Origin of the sequence: Roseivivax sp. GX 12232, from assembly GCF_021272185.1 — a bacterium.
Classification (GTDB): Bacteria; Pseudomonadota; Alphaproteobacteria; order Rhodobacterales; family Rhodobacteraceae; genus Roseivivax.
On record NZ_JAJSEC010000003.1, the window covers coordinates 143,653 to 163,372 of the forward strand.

19 protein-coding genes are annotated in these 19,720 nt (G+C 70.5%); 12 read left to right on the forward strand and 7 right to left on the reverse strand.

Annotation, left to right across the window (positions count from 1 at the left end):
* The first annotated feature begins 34 nt into the window (after positions 1-34).
* Entirely contained in the window at positions 35-2,479 is a 2,445-nt protein-coding gene (gene hrpB, locus LR948_RS07115) for an ATP-dependent helicase HrpB (RefSeq protein WP_232753300.1), read from the forward strand.
* 385 nt (positions 2,480-2,864) lie between these two features.
* Here hrpB and gndA read toward each other — a convergent pair whose 3' ends face one another.
* A complete protein-coding gene (gndA, locus tag LR948_RS07120) occupies positions 2,865-4,265 on the reverse strand; it encodes an NADP-dependent phosphogluconate dehydrogenase (RefSeq protein ID WP_232753301.1) in 1,401 nt (466 codons plus the stop codon).
* A 106-nt stretch (positions 4,266-4,371) separates the two neighbouring features.
* Here gndA and meaB point away from each other — a divergent pair, with 106 nt between their 5' ends.
* The 4 genes from meaB (at position 4,372) to LR948_RS07140 (ending at position 6,931) form a co-directional block, all read left to right on the forward strand.
* Positions 4,372-5,370, forward strand: a complete 999-nt coding sequence (gene meaB, locus LR948_RS07125) for a methylmalonyl Co-A mutase-associated GTPase MeaB (protein WP_232753302.1) — start codon at positions 4,372-4,374, stop codon at positions 5,368-5,370.
* Between the two features lie 123 nt (positions 5,371-5,493).
* Entirely contained in the window at positions 5,494-5,784 is a 291-nt protein-coding gene (gene rpmB, locus LR948_RS07130; protein WP_232753303.1) for a 50S ribosomal protein L28, read from the forward strand.
* Positions 5,785-5,989: 205 nt separating this feature from the next.
* Complete coding sequence (locus LR948_RS07135; protein ID WP_232753304.1) at positions 5,990-6,331, forward strand: hypothetical protein; 342 nt, start codon at positions 5,990-5,992, stop codon at positions 6,329-6,331.
* 48 nt (positions 6,332-6,379) lie between these two features.
* The gene (locus LR948_RS07140) at positions 6,380-6,931 is read left to right on the forward strand and encodes a copper chaperone PCu(A)C (RefSeq protein ID WP_232753305.1); all 552 of its coding nucleotides are present in this window, start codon (positions 6,380-6,382) and stop codon (positions 6,929-6,931) included.
* A gap of 167 nt (positions 6,932-7,098) precedes the next feature.
* Here LR948_RS07140 and LR948_RS07145 read toward each other — a convergent pair whose 3' ends face one another.
* The gene (locus tag LR948_RS07145; RefSeq protein WP_232753306.1) at positions 7,099-7,791 is read right to left on the reverse strand and encodes an NAD-dependent deacylase; all 693 of its coding nucleotides are present in this window, start codon (positions 7,789-7,791) and stop codon (positions 7,099-7,101) included.
* 57 nt (positions 7,792-7,848) lie between these two features.
* Between LR948_RS07145 and LR948_RS07150 the strand changes: the two genes are divergently transcribed.
* Together LR948_RS07150 and rbsD are read left to right on the forward strand one after the other, a co-directional pair.
* Complete coding sequence (locus LR948_RS07150; RefSeq protein ID WP_232753307.1) at positions 7,849-8,307, forward strand: low molecular weight protein-tyrosine-phosphatase; 459 nt, start codon at positions 7,849-7,851, stop codon at positions 8,305-8,307.
* Positions 8,308-8,344: 37 nt separating this feature from the next.
* Entirely contained in the window at positions 8,345-8,722 is a 378-nt protein-coding gene (gene rbsD / locus LR948_RS07155) for a D-ribose pyranase (protein ID WP_232753308.1), read from the forward strand.
* A gap of 188 nt (positions 8,723-8,910) precedes the next feature.
* On the opposite strand, the gene lepA is transcribed toward rbsD, so the two are convergent.
* On the reverse strand, positions 8,911-10,716 hold the full coding sequence (gene lepA / locus LR948_RS07160; protein ID WP_232753309.1) for a translation elongation factor 4: 1,806 nt from the start codon (positions 10,714-10,716) through the stop codon (positions 8,911-8,913).
* Between the two features lie 128 nt (positions 10,717-10,844).
* Here lepA and LR948_RS07165 point away from each other — a divergent pair, with 128 nt between their 5' ends.
* Both LR948_RS07165 and LR948_RS07170 read left to right on the forward strand, forming a co-directional pair.
* Positions 10,845-11,123: an acylphosphatase gene (locus tag LR948_RS07165; protein ID WP_232753310.1), complete on the forward strand. Its 279-nt coding sequence runs from the start codon at positions 10,845-10,847 to the stop codon at positions 11,121-11,123.
* 327 nt (positions 11,124-11,450) lie between these two features.
* Complete coding sequence (locus LR948_RS07170; protein WP_232753311.1) at positions 11,451-11,807, forward strand: hypothetical protein; 357 nt, start codon at positions 11,451-11,453, stop codon at positions 11,805-11,807.
* 523 nt (positions 11,808-12,330) lie between these two features.
* Here the strand turns inward: LR948_RS07170 and LR948_RS07175 are convergent.
* A complete protein-coding gene (locus LR948_RS07175) occupies positions 12,331-13,095 on the reverse strand; it encodes an alpha/beta fold hydrolase (RefSeq protein ID WP_232753312.1) in 765 nt (254 codons plus the stop codon).
* A gap of 75 nt (positions 13,096-13,170) precedes the next feature.
* On the opposite strand from LR948_RS07175, the gene LR948_RS07180 reads away from it, so the two are divergent.
* Positions 13,171-13,545, forward strand: a complete 375-nt coding sequence (locus LR948_RS07180) for a hypothetical protein (protein ID WP_232753313.1) — start codon at positions 13,171-13,173, stop codon at positions 13,543-13,545.
* 113 nt (positions 13,546-13,658) lie between these two features.
* Here LR948_RS07180 and LR948_RS07185 read toward each other — a convergent pair whose 3' ends face one another.
* On the reverse strand, positions 13,659-14,072 hold the full coding sequence (locus tag LR948_RS07185; protein ID WP_232753314.1) for a cupin domain-containing protein: 414 nt from the start codon (positions 14,070-14,072) through the stop codon (positions 13,659-13,661).
* Between the two features lie 328 nt (positions 14,073-14,400).
* Entirely contained in the window at positions 14,401-15,696 is a 1,296-nt protein-coding gene (glyA, locus tag LR948_RS07190) for a serine hydroxymethyltransferase (RefSeq protein WP_232753315.1), read from the reverse strand.
* Positions 15,697-15,893: 197 nt separating this feature from the next.
* Here glyA and LR948_RS07195 point away from each other — a divergent pair, with 197 nt between their 5' ends.
* Positions 15,894-16,649, forward strand: coding sequence for an NAD kinase (locus tag LR948_RS07195; protein ID WP_232753316.1), 756 nt, complete (start codon positions 15,894-15,896; stop codon positions 16,647-16,649).
* Between the two features lie 356 nt (positions 16,650-17,005).
* Positions 17,006-17,542 (forward strand): YetF domain-containing protein, encoded by a 537-nt coding sequence (locus LR948_RS18995; protein ID WP_232753317.1) that lies wholly within the window; start codon positions 17,006-17,008, stop codon positions 17,540-17,542.
* 177 nt (positions 17,543-17,719) lie between these two features.
* Here LR948_RS18995 and LR948_RS07205 read toward each other — a convergent pair whose 3' ends face one another.
* Positions 17,720-19,618, reverse strand: a complete 1,899-nt coding sequence (locus LR948_RS07205) for a propionyl-CoA synthetase (protein ID WP_232753318.1) — start codon at positions 19,616-19,618, stop codon at positions 17,720-17,722.
* Between the last annotated feature and the right edge of the window lie 102 nt (positions 19,619-19,720).

The window sequence follows — 19,720 nt, forward strand, 5'->3', positions numbered from 1 at the left end:
TGAAATTCCCCGCAAAACCTTGGAAAGGTTTTGCATGACCCGCGCGCCGCACCTGCCCATCGAAGAGGCGCTGCCCGCGCTGCTCGAAGCCCTCGGAGAAAACGGCCGCGCCGTCCTGCAGGCCCCGCCCGGCGCGGGCAAGACCACCCGCGTGCCGCTGGCGCTTCTCGAGGCCGGGCTGACCTCCGGCACCATACTCGTCCTCGAACCCCGCCGCCTCGCCGCCCGCGCCGCCGCCGAACGCATGGCCGAGATGCTGGGCGAGCCGCTCGGCGCCACCGTCGGCTACCGCATCCGCGGCGAGGCCAAGGTCTCGCGCGAGACCCGCATCGAGGTGGTGACCGAGGGCATCCTGACCCGCCGCCTGCAGCGCGACCCCGAACTGCAGGGCGTCGGCGCGGTGCTCTTCGACGAGTTCCACGAACGCTCGCTCAACACCGATCTCGGCCTCGCGCTCTGCCTCGAGGTCGCCGAGGCCCTGCGCGAGGACCTGATCCTGCTGCCCATGTCCGCGACCCTCGACGCGGGCCCGGTGGCGGAGCTGATCGGCGCGCCGGTGATCACCTCCGAGGGCCGCAGCTTCCCCGTCGAGACCCGCTGGCTGGAGGCGCCGCGCCCCAAGTCCCGAAGGCTCGAAGAGGCGCTGGCCGACCTCGTGACCGAGGCCGCCGAGGCGACCAGCGGCGGCATCCTCGTCTTCCTGCCCGGCGAGGCCGAGATCCGGCGCACCGCGGCGAAACTCTCGGGCCGGCTGGGTGCCGACACGGTGATCCGCCCGCTCTACGGCGCGCTGCCCTTCGCCGAGCAGCGCCGCGCCATCCGCCCGGAGCCCCAGGGCCGCAAGCTGGTGCTGGCCACCGCCATCGCCGAGACCTCGCTGACCATCGAGGACGTGCGCGTGGTGGTCGATGCCGGGCTGGCCCGCCGGGCGCGCTTCGATCCCGGCTCGGGCATGTCGCGGCTGGTCACCGAACGGGTCTCGCGCGCCGAGGCCGCGCAGCGCGCGGGCCGGGCGGGTCGCGTCGCACCGGGCCGCGCCTACCGGCTCTGGACCCGCGGCGAGGAGGGCGCCCTGCCGGAGTTCCCGCCTGCCGAGATCGAGGTCGCCGACCTGGCCGGGCTGGCGCTGGAACTGGCGGTCTGGGGGGCGGCGCCGGGAGATCTGCCCTTCCTGACCCCGCCGCCCGCCGGGCCTTATGTCGAGGCCCAGGCGCTTTTGCGCATGCTGGGTGCGCTCGATGCCGAGCACCGCGTCACCGCCCATGGCCGCGAGATGGCGGGCACGCCCTTGCACCCGCGGCTCGCGCATATGCTGGCCCGCGCGGGCCAGGGCGCGGCGCCGCTGGCGGCGCTTCTAGCCGAACGCGACCCGCTGCGCGGTGCCCCCGCCGACCTGACGCTGCGGCTGGAGGCGCTGCGCGACCCCAAGGGCTTCGCCGAACGAAGACCCTACCAGCTGCACCGCCCGGGTCTCAGCCGCATCCAGGCCGAGGCCAAGCGCCTCGCGCGCGGCGCCGGGCCAGACCGGGGGCTTTCCCCCGCCGAGATGGCGGCGCTCGCCTATCCCGACCGCATCGGGCTTCGCCGCAAGGGCGACGCCCCGCGCTACCGGCTCTCGGGCGGCAGCGGCGCGGCCCTGCCGGAGGAGGACAGCCTCGGCGGCGCCCGTCTGATCGTGGCGACCGACCTCGACGGCGACCGCCGCGAGGCGCGCATCCGCCAGGCCCTGCGCATCGAGGAAGGCGCCCTGCGCGCGCTTTTCCCCGAAGCCATCGCCTGGCAGGACATCTGCGCCTGGTCGCGCCGCGAGGGCAAGGTCATCGCCCGCCAGGAGGAACGCCTCGGGGCCATCGCGCTCGACAGCCGGATCTGGCGCGACGCCCCGCCCGAGGCCTTGGCCCGCGCCATGCTCGAAGGCGTCTCCGAGATGGGCCTGCGGCTCTCGGAGAAGGCCCGCCGCTTCCTCGCCCGGATCGAGATCGGCCGGGCGGGCGGCCTCGACCTGCCGGCCTCGGACGAGGCGCATCTCCTCGAGACCGCGGAGGACTGGCTCCTGCCCTTCCTGGCCGGCGTGACCAGCCGCGAGGACTGGCGGCGCTTCGACCTGCTGCCCGCCCTCGAGGCACGGCTCGACTATCCCGCGCGCCAGGCGCTCGACGCCCAGGTGCCCGGCGCCTTCACCACCCCGCTCGGCCGCTCGATCCCGATCGACTACGGCGCGCCGGACCCCGAGATCAGCCTGCGCCTGCAGGAGATGTTCGGCCAGCGCGACCACCCGACGGTGGCGGGCAAGCCGCTCCGGGTGACGCTCCTGTCCCCCGCCGGGCGGCCGGTGCAGACCACCATGGACCTGCCAGGCTTCTGGGAGAGCTCCTACGCCGAGGTGCGCAAGGAGATGCGCGGGCGTTACCCAAAGCACCCCTGGCCCGAGGATCCGCGCGAGGCCGATCCGACGCTGCGTGCGAAGCGGCGGGGGTAGGATTGGCTTGAGGGATGTGCGGGGGCTCTGCCCCCGCGCCCCCGAGGTATTTTTGCCAAGCTGAAGCAGGGGCGGGGCGCTTAGGGGGCGTGGTGTGGTGCTTTTTGGGGTGGCGGTTTTTGGGGAAGGCGTTTGGTGGGGGCGTGCCTAAAACCGCGAGCGGTCGCGCCGGGGTGGGCCGTAACGACGGGGCGGTCCGTGGGGCTCTCGCGCCGTCATTTGGGCCGTTGCGTTGGACTATCGCGCGGGCTCGGTAGCGCACAAATCAAGCCGTTGGGCCGAGGAGCCCCGCGCCACGTCCAATGCCCTTGAGCGCCCAGACCTCGCCCGAACCTCCCCAAGACCCTAGGAAAAGGGGCAGGCACCAGGCCCGCCCCCGATCACATCAATCCCACCAGGGACCGTGGAAGCCCTTGCCCTCGCGGTCGGTGCGCTCGAAGCCGTGGCGGCCGAAGACGTCGCGCTGGGCTTGGATCAGCCGGGCGGTGCCGCGCGGGGTGCGCATGGTGTCGAACCAGGCCAGCGCCGAGGCCAGGACCGGCACCGGCAGCCCCGCGGCGACGGCGGTGCCGACGACCTTGCGCAGGGCCGGGATGCCCGTCTCCAGCGTCTCGCGGAAGGCCTCGGCGCGCATCAGGTCGGCCATGGCCGTGCCCTCGGCGAAAGCTCCTGCGATGTCGTCCAGCATCTTGGCGCGGATGATGCAGCCGGCGCGCCAGATCTCGGCGATCCGCGCGGGCGCCAGCGGCCAGTCGTATTCCTCGGCCGAGGCGGCGAGGATGCGGAAGCCCTGGGCGTATTCCAGCACCCGCGCCGCGCGGGCCGCGGCCTCGAGCGTCTCGACCTCGAGCTCGACGGTAGCGCGGGCGCTGCCGAAGACCTCGGCCCCGGCGCGGCGGGCGTCGCGTTCGGCCGACCAGGCGCGGGCCGCGACCGCGCCCTCGATCATCGTGGCCGACTGGCCGAGCTTGACCGCCTCGATCACTGTCCAGCGCCCGGTGCCCTTCTGCCCGGCGCTGTCCTGGATCACGTCGAGGATCGGCGCGCCGGTGGCGCTGTCGGTCCGGCGCAGGAGCCCGGCGGTGATCTCGAAGAGATAGGAGCCGAGCGGACCCTCGTTCCAGCCCGCGAAGATATCGGCGATCTCGCCCACGTCGCGGCCGCCGGTCTCGAGCAGGTCGAAGAGCTCGCCGATCATCTGCATGTCGGCATATTCGATGCCGTTGTGCACGGTCTTGACGAAATGGCCGGCGCCGTCGGGGCCGAGATGGGCGACGCAGGGGTCATCGCCGAAACGCGCGGCGATGGCGCGCAGCATCGGCGCCAGCCGCTCCCAGCTGTACTCGGTGCCGCCGAACATCATCGAGGGCCCGCGCCGGGCGCCCTCTTCGCCGCCCGAGACGCCGAGACCCACGAAATGGATGCCGTGCTCTGCCAGCTTGGCGCTGCGCGCGCGGGTGGCGTGGAAATCGGCGTTGCCGGCGTCGATCAGCGTGTCGCCCTCGGCCAGCTTGGGGATCAGCTCGTCGATCAGCGCATCCATCGGCGCGGTCGAGGGGATCATCGCCAGAAGCTGGCGCGGCCGGGGCAGGGCGGCGATCAGCGCGTCGAGGTCCTCGGCGGTGGCGATCCGCGCAGCAAGTGGCCCCGCGCGGTCGAGGAAGGCCGGGATCGCTTCCGTGCTGCGGTTGGCGACGGCGATCTCCACGCCGTTTTCCGCCAGGTTCAGGGCCAGCGCGGCCCCCATGGTGCCAAGGCCGTAGATGCCGATCTGTGGGTCTGCCATATGCGTTCCTTTCCGAGCTGGCCCTCCTCGTATGCATCTGCGGGTTGCTGGACAAGAGGCGGAGGCGGCGTCAGAACGAGGCGGAACCGGCACATCTGGGGGCGCGATGGACATCGAGGCGGAAAGCGCGAACATTCTGGCGGGCCGGCGGCGCGCCCTGGCCCGGGCGATCACGCTGGTCGAAAGCGGCCGCGGCGATCACCGCGCCGATGCGGTGGCGCTGCTGCAGCGGCTGAAGGAGGCCGACCACGGCCGCCAGGCGCTGCGGATCGGGCTTTCGGGCACGCCGGGCGTCGGCAAGTCCACCTTCATCGAGACCTTCGGCATGATGCTGACCGCGCAGGGCATGAAGGTCGCGGTGCTGGCGGTCGATCCCTCCTCGGCGCGCTCGGGCGGGTCGATCCTGGGCGACAAGACGCGGATGGAACGGCTCTCGCGCGAGCCCAACGCCTTTATCCGGCCCTCCCCGAGCCAAAGCCACCTGGGCGGCGTCGCGCGCCGCACCCGCGAGGCGATCGAGCTGTGCGAGGCCGCCGATTTCGACGTGATCCTGATCGAGACCGTGGGCGTCGGGCAGTCCGAGACCGTGGTGGCCGAGCTTTCCGACCTCTTCGTGCTCCTGCTGGCGCCTGCGGGCGGCGACGAGCTGCAGGGGGTCAAGCGCGGGATCATGGAGATGGCCGACATCATCCTGATCAACAAGGCCGACGGCGAGCTCAAATCCGCCGCCTCGCGGACTTGCGCGGACTACGCCGGCGCGCTCCGGCTGCTGCGCAAGCGCCCGCAGGACCCCGAGGGCTTTCCCAAGGCGCTGACCGTCTCGGCGGTGGAATCAGAAGGGCTCGCCAAGGCCTGGGACGAGATGACGGCGCTGGCCGAATGGCGCCGCGAGGCCGGGCACTGGGATGGCCGCCGCCGCGCCCAGGCGCGTTACTGGTTCGAGGCCGAGGTGCGCGAGGCGCTGCTCGCCACCCTGGCCCGCGAGCCCGTAAAAGGCGCCATGGCACGGCTTGCGGGCGCGGTGGAGACCGGCGATCTGACCGCGGCGGCCGCCGCCGAGGAGCTTCTGACCACCTACCTGCAACGGCCCGGCCTCGGGACTTGACGCCGCTCCCGCGCTTGCCTAGAGAAGCGCGACGAGATTCCGGGCGTCGCTCCCGCGGCGCCCTTTCCATTTGGTGAAAGTCGACCACCGATCTTTCGCCCTGACATTGACGAGGATGAACCCATGTCGCGCGTGTGCGAACTGACCGGTAAAGGCCCGATGGTTGGCAACAATGTCAGCCACGCCAACAACAAGACCAAGCGGCGCTACCTGCCGAACCTGAACAACGTGACCCTGCAGTCCGAGACCCTGGGCCGTGGCGTGAAGCTGCGGATCTCCTCGGCGGCGCTGCGCACCGTGGATCACCGCGGCGGGCTCGACCGGTTCCTGGAGAAGGCCAAGGACAGCCAGCTGTCCGACGTGGCGCTGAAGGTCAAGAAAGAGATTGCCAAGGCGCGCGCCGCCCAGGCCTGATCCTTTCGGAAGAACGCGAAGAAGGCGTGTCCGCATGGCGGCGCGCCTTTTTTGTTGTGTCGTGGCGGGCTTGGTGGGGGCGTGGCGGCGCGGGGCGCGCGCGCCCGGTGCCGGAGCGCCGGTTCGGCAAAGGGACGCTTGGTCGCGGGCCCCAGACCCCCGGTGCGGCTTTCCCGCGTCCGCGCCAGCGGGTAGACAAGCGCCCATGCACGCCCGCCTCCTGTCCCTCTGCCTGGCCGTCCTGCTCGCGCTGACCAGCGTCGAGACGGCCGCCGCGCGCGCCGCGCCGCAGCCGGCGGACAGCGTGGTGCTCTGCACCGGGCTCGAGCGGGTGGTGATTCACCTCGACCGCGACGGGCGCCCGGTGCGGCAGAGCGTGCTCTGCCCCGATGCGGGCGATGCGCTGCTGGCGCTCGACCCCGAGACCCTGGCCCTCGCCCCCCGCGAAGGTGTGCTCACCGCGCCCCGCTGGGCGGCCACCGCGCGCCATGCCTCCGGCCGCAGGGGCCCCGCGCCCCGGGCCCGGGCGCCGCCTGCAGTGCTCTGAAATCCCAAAGAATTTCCAGATTTCAGCAGCCGGGAAAGGACCCCGCAGATGTTTCGCACCTTCCTTGTCGCCGCGGCGCTTGCCGCAACCGCCACGCTTGCCAACGCCGAGATCCGCGTCTCGGACGCCTATATCCGCTCGGCCACGCCGGTTTCGCCGACCGGCGCCGCCTTCATGGTGATCGAGAACACCGGCGCGGCGCCCATGCGCCTGACCGGCGCCGCCTCCGAGGCCGCCGCCCGGGTCGAACTGCACAGCCACAGCGAGGACGCCAGTGGCATGATGGTCATGGGCGAGATCGAGGGCGGCATCGAGATCGCCCCGGGCGCCAGCCACCGCCTCGCGCGCGGGGGGGATCACGTAATGTTCATGGGGCTCGCCGATGCGCTCGAAGAGGGCGCCAGCGTGCCGCTGACGCTGATCTTCGAGGACGGCAGCGAGGTGGCGCTCGAGGTGCCGGTCGACCGCGAGCGGCAGGACGCGCATGGCGGTCACGGGGAGATGGATCACGGTTCGGGTGATGGCGCGATGGGCCATGGAGAGATGGACCACGGCGGCATGGACCACGGCGCGGCCAAGGACGACAGCGCCAAGGAGTGAGCCGGTGATGCGCGGGCCTTGCTTCAGGTCCGCGCGCGGCGTCGCAGGTTGCGCCGGGCTGACTGACCCGGCCAGCCTTGCTTCTGAGCTTCTGAGCTTCTGAGCTTCTGAGCCTTGGGGCCCTTAGACCGCAACCCTCCGCGCCCTCGGCCCCGCTGAACGCACAGCTACCCGCGCAGCAGCCCCGCCACCCAATCCGGCACCGCTTCGCTCGCCGGGCCGGTCAGGGTCCGGTCGAAAAGCGCCGAAGCCTCGGTGGCCTCGAGATTGATCTCCAGCGTCTCGATCCCGGCTACCCGCGCCTCCTCGACGAAGCCCGCGGCGGGATAGACATTGCCCGAGGTGCCAATCGCAACAAAAAGGTCCGCCGAGAGCAGGTGATCGAGGATTTCCTCCATGTAGTAGGGCATCTCGCCGAACCACACCACATCTGGGCGCGCCGCGGGGCGGTGGCAGGCAGGGCAGGGCTCCTCGGCCCCCATGGCGGCCGGGGCCTCCCAGCGGTGATCGCAGGCCCCGCAGAGCGCGCCCGCCAGCGCCCCGTGCATGTGCAGCACCTCGGCGCCCGCCGCCTCGTGCAGCCCGTCGACGTTCTGCGTGACGATCACCACCTCGCCCGGGTGGGCGCGCTGCAGCTCGGCCAGGGCGGCATGGGCGGGATTGGGCCGCGCTTCCGCCGCCTGCGCCCTTCGGGCGTTGTAGAACTCCTGCACCAGCAAGGGGTTGCGGGCGAAAGCCTCGGGCGTGGCGACATCCTCGATCCGGTGCTTGGTCCAGATCCCGTCCTTGTCGCGGAAGGTGCCGAGACCACTTTCCGCCGAGATCCCGGCGCCGGTCAGAATCACGATTTTCGGGGCCATGATTGCCTCCTCGGGTTGGCCTGCTAGGCTCCGGGACACACGCGGGGCCTGGTGCGCATGATCCGATCTATCCTCTTCGTCTGTCTTGGAAATATCTGCCGATCGCCGGTGGCGGAAGGGGTCGTGGGCGCGCGCGCCCGGGCGCGGGGGCTGGCCTTGCGGCTCGACAGCGCCGGGACCGGGCGCTGGCACCTGGGCGAGCCGCCCTATCCGCCGATAATCCGCGCCGCGGCCGCCCGGGGCTACGACCTCTCGGACCAGCGCGCGCGGCAGGTCACAGCACGCGATTTCAACAGTTTCGACCTGCTCCTGGCGATGGATGCGGAGAACCTCGCGACGCTCCAGGCGCTGCGGCCCGAGGGCACGCCCGCGCCCCGGCTCTTCACCGAGGCGCTGGGCCGGCCCGGGCTCACAGAGGTGCCCGACCCCTACTACACCCGCGATTTCGACGGCGTGCTCGACCTCGTGGAAGAGGCTGCCGAGGCGCTTCTGGACCAGCTCGAAGCGGCGGGGTGAGGGGCAGGATGATCCCCGCGCAAGGAAAGGCAAGCGCATGAAAAAAGAGGGAATTCTCAACGCCGATCTGGCCCGCGTGGTGGCGGCACTTGGCCATACCGATGCGCTGGTGATCGGCGACGCGGGCCTGCCGGTGCCGCCCGGCGTGCGGGTCATCGACCTGGCCGTGACGCGCGGGCTGCCGAGATTCTGGCCGGTGCTCGACGCGGTGCTCTCCGAGATGGTCGTCGAACGCGCCGCGGTGGCCGAGGAGGCGGGCCCCGAGGTCCGCGCGGGCTTCGCGCAGCGGCTGACGCCGAAGACGGTGCCGCACGCCGAGCTAAAGGCGCTCTCTGCGGGGGCGGTCTGCCTGGTGCGCACCGGCGAGGTGGTGCCCTATACCAACGTGATTCTCTGGAGCGGCACGGGGTTCTGAGCGGGCTTTAACGCGCCGTTAGGGGCCCGGGTGCTAGACCCCGCCTCAGGGCTTCGCCGCTGAGGGGCGGCTGACGGCGGGGCCTGATTTGTTGTTTTGAGGGCAGGGCACCGCGCTCAAGCGGTGTCTTGGCTTAGGCCGGGCAGCTGCCCGGCCCGAAACCCGTGGCGAGGGGCGATGACCGCCCCTCAGCTGTCCATCTTCAAGGCCGAGATGAAGGCCTCTTGCGGGATCTCCACCTTGCCGAACTGGCGCATCTTCTTCTTGCCGGCCTTCTGCTTCTCGAGCAGCTTCTTCTTCCGGCTGGCGTCACCGCCGTAGCACTTCGCCGTCACGTCCTTGCGCATCGCCGACAGCGTCTCGCGGGCGATGACCTTGGCGCCGATCGCGGCCTGGATCGGGATCTTGAACATGTGGCGCGGGATCAGCTCCTTGAGCTTCTCGCACATCGCCCGGCCGCGCATCTCGGCGCGGTCGCGGTGCACCATCATGGCCAGCGCGTCGACCGGTTCGTCGTTCACCAGGATCGACATCTTCACGAGGTTGTCCTCGCGGTAGCCGATCATCTCGTAATCGAAGCTGGCGTAACCCTTTGTTACGGATTTCAGGCGATCGTAGAAGTCGAAGACAACTTCATTCAGAGGGAGGTCATACACCGCCATGGCGCGGCCGCCGACATAGGTCAGGTCCATCTGGATGCCGCGGCGCTCCTGGCACAGCTTCAGCACGTCGCCCAGGTAGTCGTCGGGCACCATGATCGTCGCCTTGATGCGCGGCTCCTCGATATGGCCGACATAGGTCATGTCGGGCATGTCGGCGGGGTTGTGCAGGTCGCGGCGCTCGCCGTCCTTGGTATAGAGGTGATAGATCACCGACGGCGCGGTGGTGATGAGCTCGATGTTGTATTCACGCTCCAGCCGGTCGCGGATCACCTCGAGGTGCAGAAGCCCGAGGAAGCCGCAGCGGAAGCCGAAGCCCAGCGCCGCCGAGGTCTCCATCTCGTAGGTGAAGGAGGCGTCGTTCAGCGCCAGCTTCTCGATCGCCTCGCGCATGTCCTCGAAGTCGTTGGCATCGACCGGGAAGAGCCCGCAGAAGACCACCGGGACCGAGGGCTTGAAGCCCGGCAGCGCCTGGGCGCAGGGCTTCTTCTCGTGGGTGATCGTGTCGCCGACGCGGGTGTCGCGCACCTGCTTGATCGAGGCGTTGAGATAGCCGATCTCGCCGGGGCCCAGGCTCTCGACCGCCTTCATCGCCGGGCGGTAGACGCCGACGTCGTCGACGTCATAGGTGCCGCCGGTCTTCATCATGCGGATCCGGTCACCCTTCTTTAGGGTGCCCTCGACGATGCGCACGATGCAGATCACGCCCAGGTATTGGTCGTATTTCGAATCGACCAGCATGGCCTTCAGCGGCGCATCCGCCGTGCCGCCCTCGGGCGGGGGCAGCTTTTGGACGATGGCCTCGAGCACATCGGGGATGCCGACCCCGGTCTTGGCCGAGATCAGGCAGGCCTCGGAGGCGTCGATGCCGATCACGTCCTCGATCTGCTCGCGCACCCGGTCGGGCTCTGCCGCCGGAAGGTCGACCTTGTTCAGGACCGGCACGATTTCGTGGTCGGCGTCGATCGCGGTATAGACATTGGCGAGGGTCTGCGCCTCGACCCCTTGCGTGGCATCGACCACCAGGAGCGAGCCTTCGACCGCCTGCATGGAGCGCGCGACCTCATAGGCGAAGTCGACGTGTCCGGGCGTGTCGATCAGGTTCAGCACGTAGGTCTCGCCGTCCTTGGCCGGATATTCGATGCGGACGGTGTTGGCCTTGATGGTGATCCCGCGCTCGCGTTCGATGTCCATGGCATCGAGGAGCTGGTCCTTCATGTCGCGTTCTGAGACCGTGCCGGTGAGCTGGATCAGCCGGTCGGCCAGGGTGGATTTCCCGTGGTCGATATGGGCGACGATGGAGAAGTTGCGGATGCGCGAAAGAGGCGTTGTCATGGGGCTGGGATATGACGCGGGGGGGCGTCACGGTCAAGGTGGGTTGAATGCCGGGGCCCCTCGCTGACAGGCTGGGGGTCGCCGTGTCGCGGGGCCCCGCCGCCCCGGCACGAGGTGAAGGAGGCGAGATGGCGCGACAGCACATCCGGGTGATCGTCACCGGGCGGGTCCAGGGCGTGTCCTTCCGGGCCTGGACCCAGGCCACCGCGCGCGAGCTGGGCCTTTCGGGCTGGGTGCGCAACCGCGAGGACGGCAGCGTCGAGGCCGAGATCGCGGGCCCCGAGGCGCAGGTCGCCGCGCTCTGCGAGCGGCTCTGGAAGGGTCCGCGCATGGCGCGCGTCTCGGATGTGGCGGTGAGCCCCGCGAGCGGCTCGCTGGCGGATGGTTTCGAGATCCGGCCGGGGTGAGGCGCGGGCGCGGGCCGTTGGTGCAGTGATCAATGCGTCTCTTGCCGTCTCTCGGGGCGGATTTGCTGCGGAACGAGCGTCTGTGCCGGGGCAGGGGCATTCTGCGGCGCGTGTCTGGAGCGCCAATTCGGCGGTAGCGCAGGCGCCGAGGCGCCCATGCGGAGCCCGTGCAGCCGCGCCTCTGCCGCACCTTCCGGCCCCCCGCTGGCCGCCTCCCGCCGGGCCGCGCGCTTTTGGCCAGAGGTCAATTGCAGCGCGCCCCCGCTTCGGGCATCATGGCCCCAAGAATGCCGGGACAAACCCGGCCAGGCATGAGCAGGCGGAGTTATGACGGGCAATGCACGGGCGCTTCTGGGCGCGGTCTCGGCACTTCTGATCCTTTCGGCATGCGGCGGCGGCGGGTCGTCCTATTCGGCCCCGGTGGTGAAATTCGCCTCGGGCCCGATCTACTCGGGCTGCATGGCCTCGGACCGCAAGGCGCGCAGCCGGGCGCTCTGCGGCTGCGTGCAGGCCATGGCGAACGACACGCTCACCGGCTCCGATTCGCGGCGCGCGGCGCGCTTCTTCCGTGACCCGCAGGAGGCGCATGACGTGAAATACTCCAAGACCGCCCGGGACGACGCCTTCTGGGACCGCTACGAGGCCTTCGTCTCGCGCTCGGAACGGACCTGCCGGGGGCTGTGAGGTCTTGGGCTTGTGCGGTTCGAGTGGTGCCGTGTGCGGTTGCGGGGCGGATAAGCGTCGCCCGTAGTCGCCGACCCGGTCCCCGGTCTGTCAGCCCTTCACGCGCTCACTCATCCAGTGCACTGGCTGCACCCATCCCCCTCTTGCGCCCGAATAGCACCGAAGGTGCCGGGCGCGCGCCGGACCGGCCCGATGGGCCGGCGCTCCTTGGGATGGCGCGCATAGCTTGTCTTTCGTCCTGACCTTGCTGCCATTAAGCGCATAGCTCTGAGGTCGGCAGCGCCGGCCCCCGGTCCGGCGCGCGCCCTCTGGAGGTGCTTGGTTGCAAGGGGGGCGGGCTTGCGGCGGAGCGTAAAAGTGCCGGGCAGCGGAGCGGTTTGGCAGGTGAGGCGGTAACAGGGACCGTGCCTGCGGGGTGCGGCTTGCTTCTCGAGGGCCTCTCGCCTTCAAGCTAGGCGATAGCCGAAGCGGCGGGCATCTTCAGCTCATCCGAGGCACCGCGCGCCACCTCGCCACCCCCACATCACCCCTCCGCCGTCAGAAACGCCTCCAGCGCGGCGATGAAGTCGTCGGGCTTCTCCGCATGCAGCCAGTGCCCGGCCCCGCGGATCTTCGCGAAGCGCGCGCGGGGAAACAGCGCGCGGATCGCGGGGCGCATCTCGGGGGTGACGTAGTCGCTCTCGGCGCCCGAGAGAAACAGCGTCGGTCCCTCGAAGACACCCTCGCTGCCCGGCCAGCCGAGGATCTTCGGCATCTCCCGGCCCAGCACCTCGAGGTTCAACAGCCAGCGCTTCTCCTTCATGTCGAGCGACTGGGTGAAGAACCCCTGCAGCGTCGGGTCCGAGACATGTTCTGCGAGCTGCGCCGCCGCCTCGGAGCGCTTGCTGACCTGCTCGAGGTCCACCGCCTGCATCGCCCGGATGTAGCCCGACTGGTGGTCGTGGTCGTAGCTCACCGGCGCCATGTCCGCCGAGACCAGCCGGCGCACCAGATCGGGCCGGGTCAGCGCCGCCAGCATCGAGGCCTTGCCGCCCATGGAATGGCCCACGAGGTCCACCGGCCCGCCCAGATCCTCGATCACCTCGATCAGATCGGCGGCCATGTCCTCGTAGCCGTGGCTCTCGCGCCAGTCCGAGGCGCCGTGGTTGCGCTGGTCGACCGCCACGACGTGGCGGATGCCCGAGAGCGCGCGGGCGATGCGGGTCCAGTTCTTCGCCTGGCCATAAAGGCCATGGACGATGACAAGCGGGGGCAGGGAGGCGTCGCCGTGGCGGATGGTGTTCAGCATGCCGCATGGATAGCGGCAGGCCGCGCGGGCATCCAGCCGCTTTTCCTCGCGCCCGGGGCGGGATAGGAGGACGCCATGCGCGCGGATCCCAAACTGGAAAAGATGGTGGCCCGGCTCGAGCGTCTGCTCGAGGCGAAGTTCGGCGCGTCTCGCGGCCCGCTGCGGCGGCGGATCGCGGCGCCGGGGCGGCTTCTGCCCGGCAAGGTCCGGCGCGACCTCGATCAAGTCGAGCGCGCCTGGTCGCTCGCGGGGCATCCGAAGCTCGGCCGGCAGATCGACCTGCCGCAGACGCTGGCGGCGGGGGCGCGGGCCGAGGACTGGCTGAAGACGGTGGACGTGCGCGACCGGCGGATCGGGCGGCTCCTGGGGCTGCTCGGCGGGCTCGCCTTCAACCTGATCCTGCTCTTCGCGCTGGTGCTGGCGGTGCTGCTCTGGCGCGGGTTTCTCTGAGCGCGCAGGTGGTGCGCGTGTCACCGCCTGACGCGGGGCAGGCGGTCAGAGCGCAGGGGCGAACGGGGCAGGCCGATAGCGCCGACCGCCCCGCTGTGCACGTTGCTTTCCCCTTACGAGCCCCCCGCCCGCGGGCCGCTGTAATCCGCCTCCGAGACCGGCTCGGCCCAATCGGCGGTGGCGCCGTCGCGGGCCTCCTGCACGGCGATATGCACCATGGCCACCTCGGGCGCGGCGCCGTGCCAGTGGCGCACGTCGGCGGGAAACCAGGCGGTGTCGCCGGGGCGCAGCTCCTCGATGGCTTCGCCCTCGACCTGCGCGAGGCAGAGCCCCGAGACCACGTGGATCGTCTGGCCGTAGGGATGCGTGTGCCAATTCGTGCGCGCGCCGGGCTCGAAGGTCACCCGCAGGATGCGGTGGCGGCCCGGCTCCTCGGCGGCGCCGATCGGGTCCATGCGGACGCGCCCGGTGAAATACTCGAGCGAGGGGGTCTGCGAGGGGCGGCTGCCGGCGCGGGTGATCTGCATGGGGCGTCCTTTCGGGAAGACGGGTCGGAGCGGTTGCGGGCAGATGACCACGCCCCGGCGGCAGGGTCAAAGGTGTGGGCGCGGGCGCGGGGGTGCGGAGGGATTGGGTCCGGGCGTCTTGAGCCGGGGCTGGCGCAGGTTCGGGCGCGCTATTCGCGCGGCAGGCTTGGGTGCCGGGTGTGCCTGATGCCACAGCGCGACAAGAGCGGCCTGCCTGCCACCCCCGCGAATGCCCAAACCGACCCACCCCACGGCACCCAGGAAAAAAAAGAGGACGCGGGATATGCCCCGCGTCCTCCCTGTCACCCTTCGGCGAAGAAACCGCCGCTCAGAGCCCGGCGTAGATCGGGAAGCGCGCGCAGAGCGCCTCGACCTCGGCCTTCACCTTGGCCTCGACCTCGGCATTGCCCTCGGGGCCGTTGGCGGCCAGCCCGTCCACCACCTCGATGATCCAGTCGGCGATCTGGCGGAACTCCGCCTCGCCGAAGCCGCGGGTGGTGCCGGCGGGCGAGCCGAGGCGGATGCCGCTGGTCACCGTCGGCTTCTCGGGGTCGAAGGGCACGCCGTTCTTGTTGCAGGTGATATGCGCACGGCCGAGCGCCTTCTCGGTCTCGTTGCCCTTCACGCCCTTGGGCCGCAGGTCGACCAGCACCACATGGGTGTCGGTGCCATGGGTCACCGTGTCGAGCCCGCCCTTGATCAGCTGGTCCGAGAGCGCCTGGGCGTTCTTGATCACCGACTGGGCATAGGTCTTGAAGCCCGGCTCCAGCGCCTCGCGGAAGGCCACCGCCTTGGCGGCGATCACATGCATCAGCGGGCCGCCCTGGATGCCGGGAAAGATCGCCGAGTTGACCTTCTTGGCGATGGTCTCGTCATTGGTCAGGATCATGCCGCCGCGCGGGCCGCGCAGGGTCTTGTGGGTGGTGGTGGTCGCCACATGGGCATGCGGGAAGGGCGAGGGATGCTCGCCCGCGGCCACGAGGCCGGCGAAATGCGCCATGTCCACATGCAGCCAGGCGCCGACCTTGTCGGCGATCTCGCGCATGCGCTTGAAGTCGATCTGCCGCGGGATCGCCGAGCCACCGGCGATGATCAGCTTCGGCTGGTGCTCCAGGGCCAGGGCCTCGACCGCGTCGTAGTCGAGCATGTTGTCCTGCTGGCGCACGCCGTATTGCACCGCGTTGAACCATTTGCCCGACTGGTTCGGCTTGGCGCCATGGGTCAGGTGCCCGCCGGCGTCGAGGCTCATGCCGAGGATCGTGTCGCCGGGCTGCAGGAGCGCGGTGAAGACGCCCTGGTTGGCCTGGCTGCCCGAGTTCGGCTGCACGTTGGCGAAGTCGCAGCCGAAGAGCTGCTTGGCCCGGTCGATGGCGAGGTTCTCGGCCACGTCCACCCAGTCGCAGCCACCGTAGTAGCGCCGGCCCGGGTAGCCCTCGGCGTATTTGTTGGTCATCACCCCGCCCTGGGCCTCCATCACCGCCCGGGAGACGATGTTTTCCGACGCGATCAGCTCGATCTCGTCGCGCTGGCGGCCAAGCTCGCCCTCCATCGCGGCGAAAAGCTCGGGGTCGCGGCTGGCGAGCGTCTCGGTGAAGAAACCGTCGTCACGATGAGGCGCGTTCATGGGCAGATCTCCTTGCAATCTGGCCTGGGGGCGCCGGGCCCCCGGCATCGGGTCTGGCGGCGATGTATCGCGTTTCGCCGCCGGCACAAAGCCCGCAAGCGGCGTTTCGGGACAATATGCCGTCCCCGCTGGCGCTTTGCGGGCCGCTGTGCTTGTTTCGGAACGGCACAGGCAGGACAGGAAACAGGTCGAGACGGATGAGGATCGCATTTGCCGCCTCGCATGCAGCCATCGCGCAATCCGCCAAGGCGGCGCTCTCGCGGCGCTACGGCGATCACGCCGAGGCCCAGGCGGACGTCATCGTCGCGCTGGGCGGAGATGGCTTCATGCTGCAGACGCTGCACCGCACGCAGGAGCTGGCCGCCCCGGTCTACGGGATGAACCGCGGCACCGTGGGCTTCCTGATGAACGAATACTCCGAGCACAATCTGACCGAACGGCTGGCGGCCGCCGAGGAGGCGGTGATCACGCCGCTCGCGATGCGCGCGGTGCAGACCGACGGCGGCACCTACGAGGCGCTGGCGATCAACGAGGTCTCGCTCCTGCGCGCCGGGCCGCAGGCGGCGCGGCTGAAGATCTCGGTCGACGGCAAGCTGCGCATGGCCGAGCTGGTCTGCGACGGGGCGCTGGTGGCGACGCCGGCGGGGTCCACGGCCTACAACTATTCCGCCCACGGCCCGATCCTGCCGATCGGCGCCGACGTGCTGGCGCTGACCGCCATGGCCGCCTTCCGCCCCCGCCGCTGGCGCGGGGCGCTCCTGCCCAAGACCGCCGATGTCTCGATCGAGGTCCTGGAGCCCGAGAAGCGCCCGGTCATGGCCGAGGCCGACAGCCGCTCGGTCCGCGACGTGCTGCGCGTCGACATCCGCAGCGCCCCGGAGATCGCCCATCGGGTGCTCTTCGACCCGGGCCACGGGCTCGAGGAACGGCTGATCCGCGAACAGTTCGTCTGAGGGGGAGGGCGATCCGTCCGGCCGGGCCATCGAGGCCCGCCCGGCCGGAGCGAGGGCTCTGCCCTCGCGCTCCCGGAGTATTTGGAGCCCGGTCAGGCCTGGGGGTGGGCCTGGGTGGTTGGGTTGGTTCTTTTGGTTTTGGGGGTCGGGCTGGCTGTCCGTCCGGCCGGGCCATTGAGGCCCGCCCGGCCGGAGCGAGGGCTCTGCCCTCGCGCTCCCGGAGTATTTGCGGCCCGGTCAGGCCTGGAAGGGGTGGCGCCTGGTGGGGCGGCGCGCCCGGACGCGTCGACGGGGGCGGGGAACCGGGGGGCGCGGCGGGGCGTTTTTTCGGCGCGTGGGGCGAAGGGGGCACTGGAGTGGCAGAGTTTCTCGACATGCTGGTCAAGACCGTCGCCATCATGGCGGCGATCGTCCTTTTGACGCGGCTTCTGGGGCTGCGGTCCTTTTCCAAGATGTCGGCCTTCGACTTCGCGGTCACCGTGGCCATCGGCTCGGTGCTGGCGGCGGTGGTCTCCTCGCCGGACAAGAGCCTCTGGACCGGGATCGGGGCGATCGCGGCGCTTTATTTGTGGAAGATGGCCATGGCGCCGCTGCGCACCCGGGTCGACTGGCTGCGCCGGCTGATCGACGCGCGGCCGGTCCTGGTGATGCGCGACGGCGAGATCCTCTGGGACGGCATGATGCGCGCCAATGTCACCCGCGAGGACCTCATGGCCAAGCTGCGGCAGTCGAACGTGCATGACCTCTCCGACGTGAAGGCGGTGGTGGTCGAGAGCACCGGCGTCGTCAGCGTGGTGCAGAACACCGAGGGCCGGGCGGTCTCGGAGGCGCTTCTGGCGGATGTGGTGGAGGTCGCGGGGCCGCGCGGGCGCGAGGCGCCGGGACGGGGGTGAGGTTGCGCGGCGGGCTCTTATGGCCGGGCTGGCGGGATTGAGGCAAGCGTGGCGCGCTGGGTTATCGCGTCGGTGCTGGCGCGCTGATTGACCGGAAAGGCGACCGCCCCGCTCGCTCTCACGGTAGATGCTCCACGGCGACCCCGGCACCGCCCGGAGCCGCCACCGGCGCGCGCTTCAGCCGCCGCTTTGGGGGTAGCCCAGGGTCTTCACCGCGGCGCGGATCTCGTCGACGATGGCGGGATCGTCGATCGTCGCGGGCATCTTGAAGTCCTGGCCGTCGGCGAGATTGGCCATGGTCCGGCGCAGGATCTTGCCCGAGCGGGTCTTCGGCAGCCGGTCCACCACCTTGCAGAGCTTGAAGGCCGCCACCGGGCCGATCTGCTGGCGCACCCGGGCGACGCATTCGGCCTCGATCTCGTCATGCGGGCGGTTCACCCCCTTGGTCAGGCAGACAAAGCCCATGGGCAGCTGGCCCTTGAAGTCGTCGGCGACGCCGATCACGGCGCATTCGGCCACGTCGGGGTGGCCCGCCAGCACCTCTTCCATGGCGCCGGTCGAAAGCCGGTGGCCCGCCACGTTGATGACGTCGTCGGTGCGCGCCATGATGTAGAGGTAGCCGTCCTTGTCGATCAGGCCCGCGTCGCCGGTCTCGTAGTAGCCCGGGAAGCGCGCGAGGTAGCTCTTGTGGAAGCGCTCGGGCGCGTTCCAGAGCGTCGGCAGCGTGCCCGGCGGCAGCGGCAGGCGGATCGCGATGGCCCCGAGGTTGCCCGGCGCCACCGGGGTGCCGCCCTCGTCGAGGACCTGCACGTCGTAGCCCGGCATGGCGACGGAAGGGGAGCCGACCTTGACCGGCATGGCCTCGAGCCCGGCGGGATTGGCGACGATCGGCCAGCCGGTCTCGGTCTGCCACCAGTGGTCGTAGATCGGCTTGCCGGAGATTTCCTGCGCCCATTCCACCGTGTCGGGATCGGCGCGTTCCCCGGCGAGGTAGATCGCCCGGAGCTTCGAGATGTCGTGGCCTTCCAGAAGCGCGCCCTTGGGGTCCTCGCGCTTGACAGCCCGGAAGGCGGTGGGGGCGGTGAAGAAGTTGCGCACCCCGTGTTCGGCGATCACCCGCCAGAAGGTCGAGGCGTCGGGCGTGCCCACCGGCTTGCCCTCGAAGAGCACCGTGGTGTTGCCGTGCACCAGCGGGCCGTAGACGATGTAGCTGTGGCCCACGACCCAGCCCACGTCCGAGGCCGCCCAGAAGACCTCGCCGGGGTCGACGTTGTAGATGTTCTTCATCGACCAGTAGAGCGCCACCAGGTGCCCGGCGGTGGGCCGCACCACGCCCTTGGGCGCGCCGGTGGTGCCGGAGGTATAGAGCACATAGACCGGGTGGGTGCCCTCGACCGGGACGCAGGTCGCGGGCTCGGCGCCCTCCTGGAAGGCGTGCCACTCGAAGTCGCGGCCCTCGGTCAGGCCGGCCTCCTCCTCGGGGCGCTGGAAGATCACCGTGAACTCGGGCTTGTGCGTGGCCTGGTCGAGCGCCCCGTCGAGCAGCGGCTTGTAGGCCACGGTGCGGCCCGGCTCGATGCCGCAGGAGGCGGCGATCACCGCCTTGGGGGTGGCGTCGTCGATGCGCACCGCCAGCTCGTGGCTGGCGAAGCCGCCGAAGACCACCGAATGAATCGCGCCGAGCCGGGCGCAGGCCAGCATGGCCACCGCGGTCTCGGGCACCATGGGCATGTAGATGATCACCCGGTCGCCCTTTTCCACGCCGCGCGCCTTCAGCGCGCCGGCCAGCCGGGCGACCCGGTCCTGAAGCTCGGCATAGGTGATCGTCGCCTTGGTACCGGTCACCGGGCTGTCGTAGATGATCGCGGCCTGCTCTCCGCGGCCGGCCTCGACGTGGCGGTCGACGCAGTTGTAACAGGTGTTGAGCCGCCCTTCGGCGAACCACTCGAAGACATGGTGGCCGCGGTCGTAGAGCGCGCGCGTCGGCGGTTCGTCCCAGTCGATGGCGCGGGCCTGCTCCAGCCAGAAGGCCTCGGGGTCTGTCTTCCAGGACTGGTAGACATCGGCATATGTCATTTTGCGGCTCCTCCCTGCCTCAAGCTCCTCGTCTGTTGTGTTACGGAGCCACGGGGCGGGGATGCAAGCGCCGCGCGCGCGGCCCGGGTCGGAAAATGGTCG

Coding starts and splice junctions, on each gene's coding strand:
- hrpB (WP_232753300.1), top strand. CDS start 35: ATGACCCGCGCGCCGCACCTGCCCATCGAAGAGGCGCTGCCCGCGCTG.
- gndA (WP_232753301.1), bottom strand. CDS start 4,265: ATGGCAGACCCACAGATCGGCATCTACGGCCTTGGCACCATGGGGGCC.
- meaB (WP_232753302.1), top strand. CDS start 4,372: ATGGACATCGAGGCGGAAAGCGCGAACATTCTGGCGGGCCGGCGGCGC.
- rpmB (WP_232753303.1), top strand. CDS start 5,494: ATGTCGCGCGTGTGCGAACTGACCGGTAAAGGCCCGATGGTTGGCAAC.
- LR948_RS07135 (WP_232753304.1), top strand. CDS start 5,990: ATGCACGCCCGCCTCCTGTCCCTCTGCCTGGCCGTCCTGCTCGCGCTG.
- LR948_RS07140 (WP_232753305.1), top strand. CDS start 6,380: ATGTTTCGCACCTTCCTTGTCGCCGCGGCGCTTGCCGCAACCGCCACG.
- LR948_RS07145 (WP_232753306.1), bottom strand. CDS start 7,791: ATGGCCCCGAAAATCGTGATTCTGACCGGCGCCGGGATCTCGGCGGAA.
- LR948_RS07150 (WP_232753307.1), top strand. CDS start 7,849: ATGATCCGATCTATCCTCTTCGTCTGTCTTGGAAATATCTGCCGATCG.
- rbsD (WP_232753308.1), top strand. CDS start 8,345: ATGAAAAAAGAGGGAATTCTCAACGCCGATCTGGCCCGCGTGGTGGCG.
- lepA (WP_232753309.1), bottom strand. CDS start 10,716: ATGACAACGCCTCTTTCGCGCATCCGCAACTTCTCCATCGTCGCCCAT.
- LR948_RS07165 (WP_232753310.1), top strand. CDS start 10,845: ATGGCGCGACAGCACATCCGGGTGATCGTCACCGGGCGGGTCCAGGGC.
- LR948_RS07170 (WP_232753311.1), top strand. CDS start 11,451: ATGACGGGCAATGCACGGGCGCTTCTGGGCGCGGTCTCGGCACTTCTG.
- LR948_RS07175 (WP_232753312.1), bottom strand. CDS start 13,095: ATGCTGAACACCATCCGCCACGGCGACGCCTCCCTGCCCCCGCTTGTC.
- LR948_RS07180 (WP_232753313.1), top strand. CDS start 13,171: ATGCGCGCGGATCCCAAACTGGAAAAGATGGTGGCCCGGCTCGAGCGT.
- LR948_RS07185 (WP_232753314.1), bottom strand. CDS start 14,072: ATGCAGATCACCCGCGCCGGCAGCCGCCCCTCGCAGACCCCCTCGCTC.
- glyA (WP_232753315.1), bottom strand. CDS start 15,696: ATGAACGCGCCTCATCGTGACGACGGTTTCTTCACCGAGACGCTCGCC.
- LR948_RS07195 (WP_232753316.1), top strand. CDS start 15,894: ATGAGGATCGCATTTGCCGCCTCGCATGCAGCCATCGCGCAATCCGCC.
- LR948_RS07205 (WP_232753318.1), bottom strand. CDS start 19,618: ATGACATATGCCGATGTCTACCAGTCCTGGAAGACAGACCCCGAGGCC.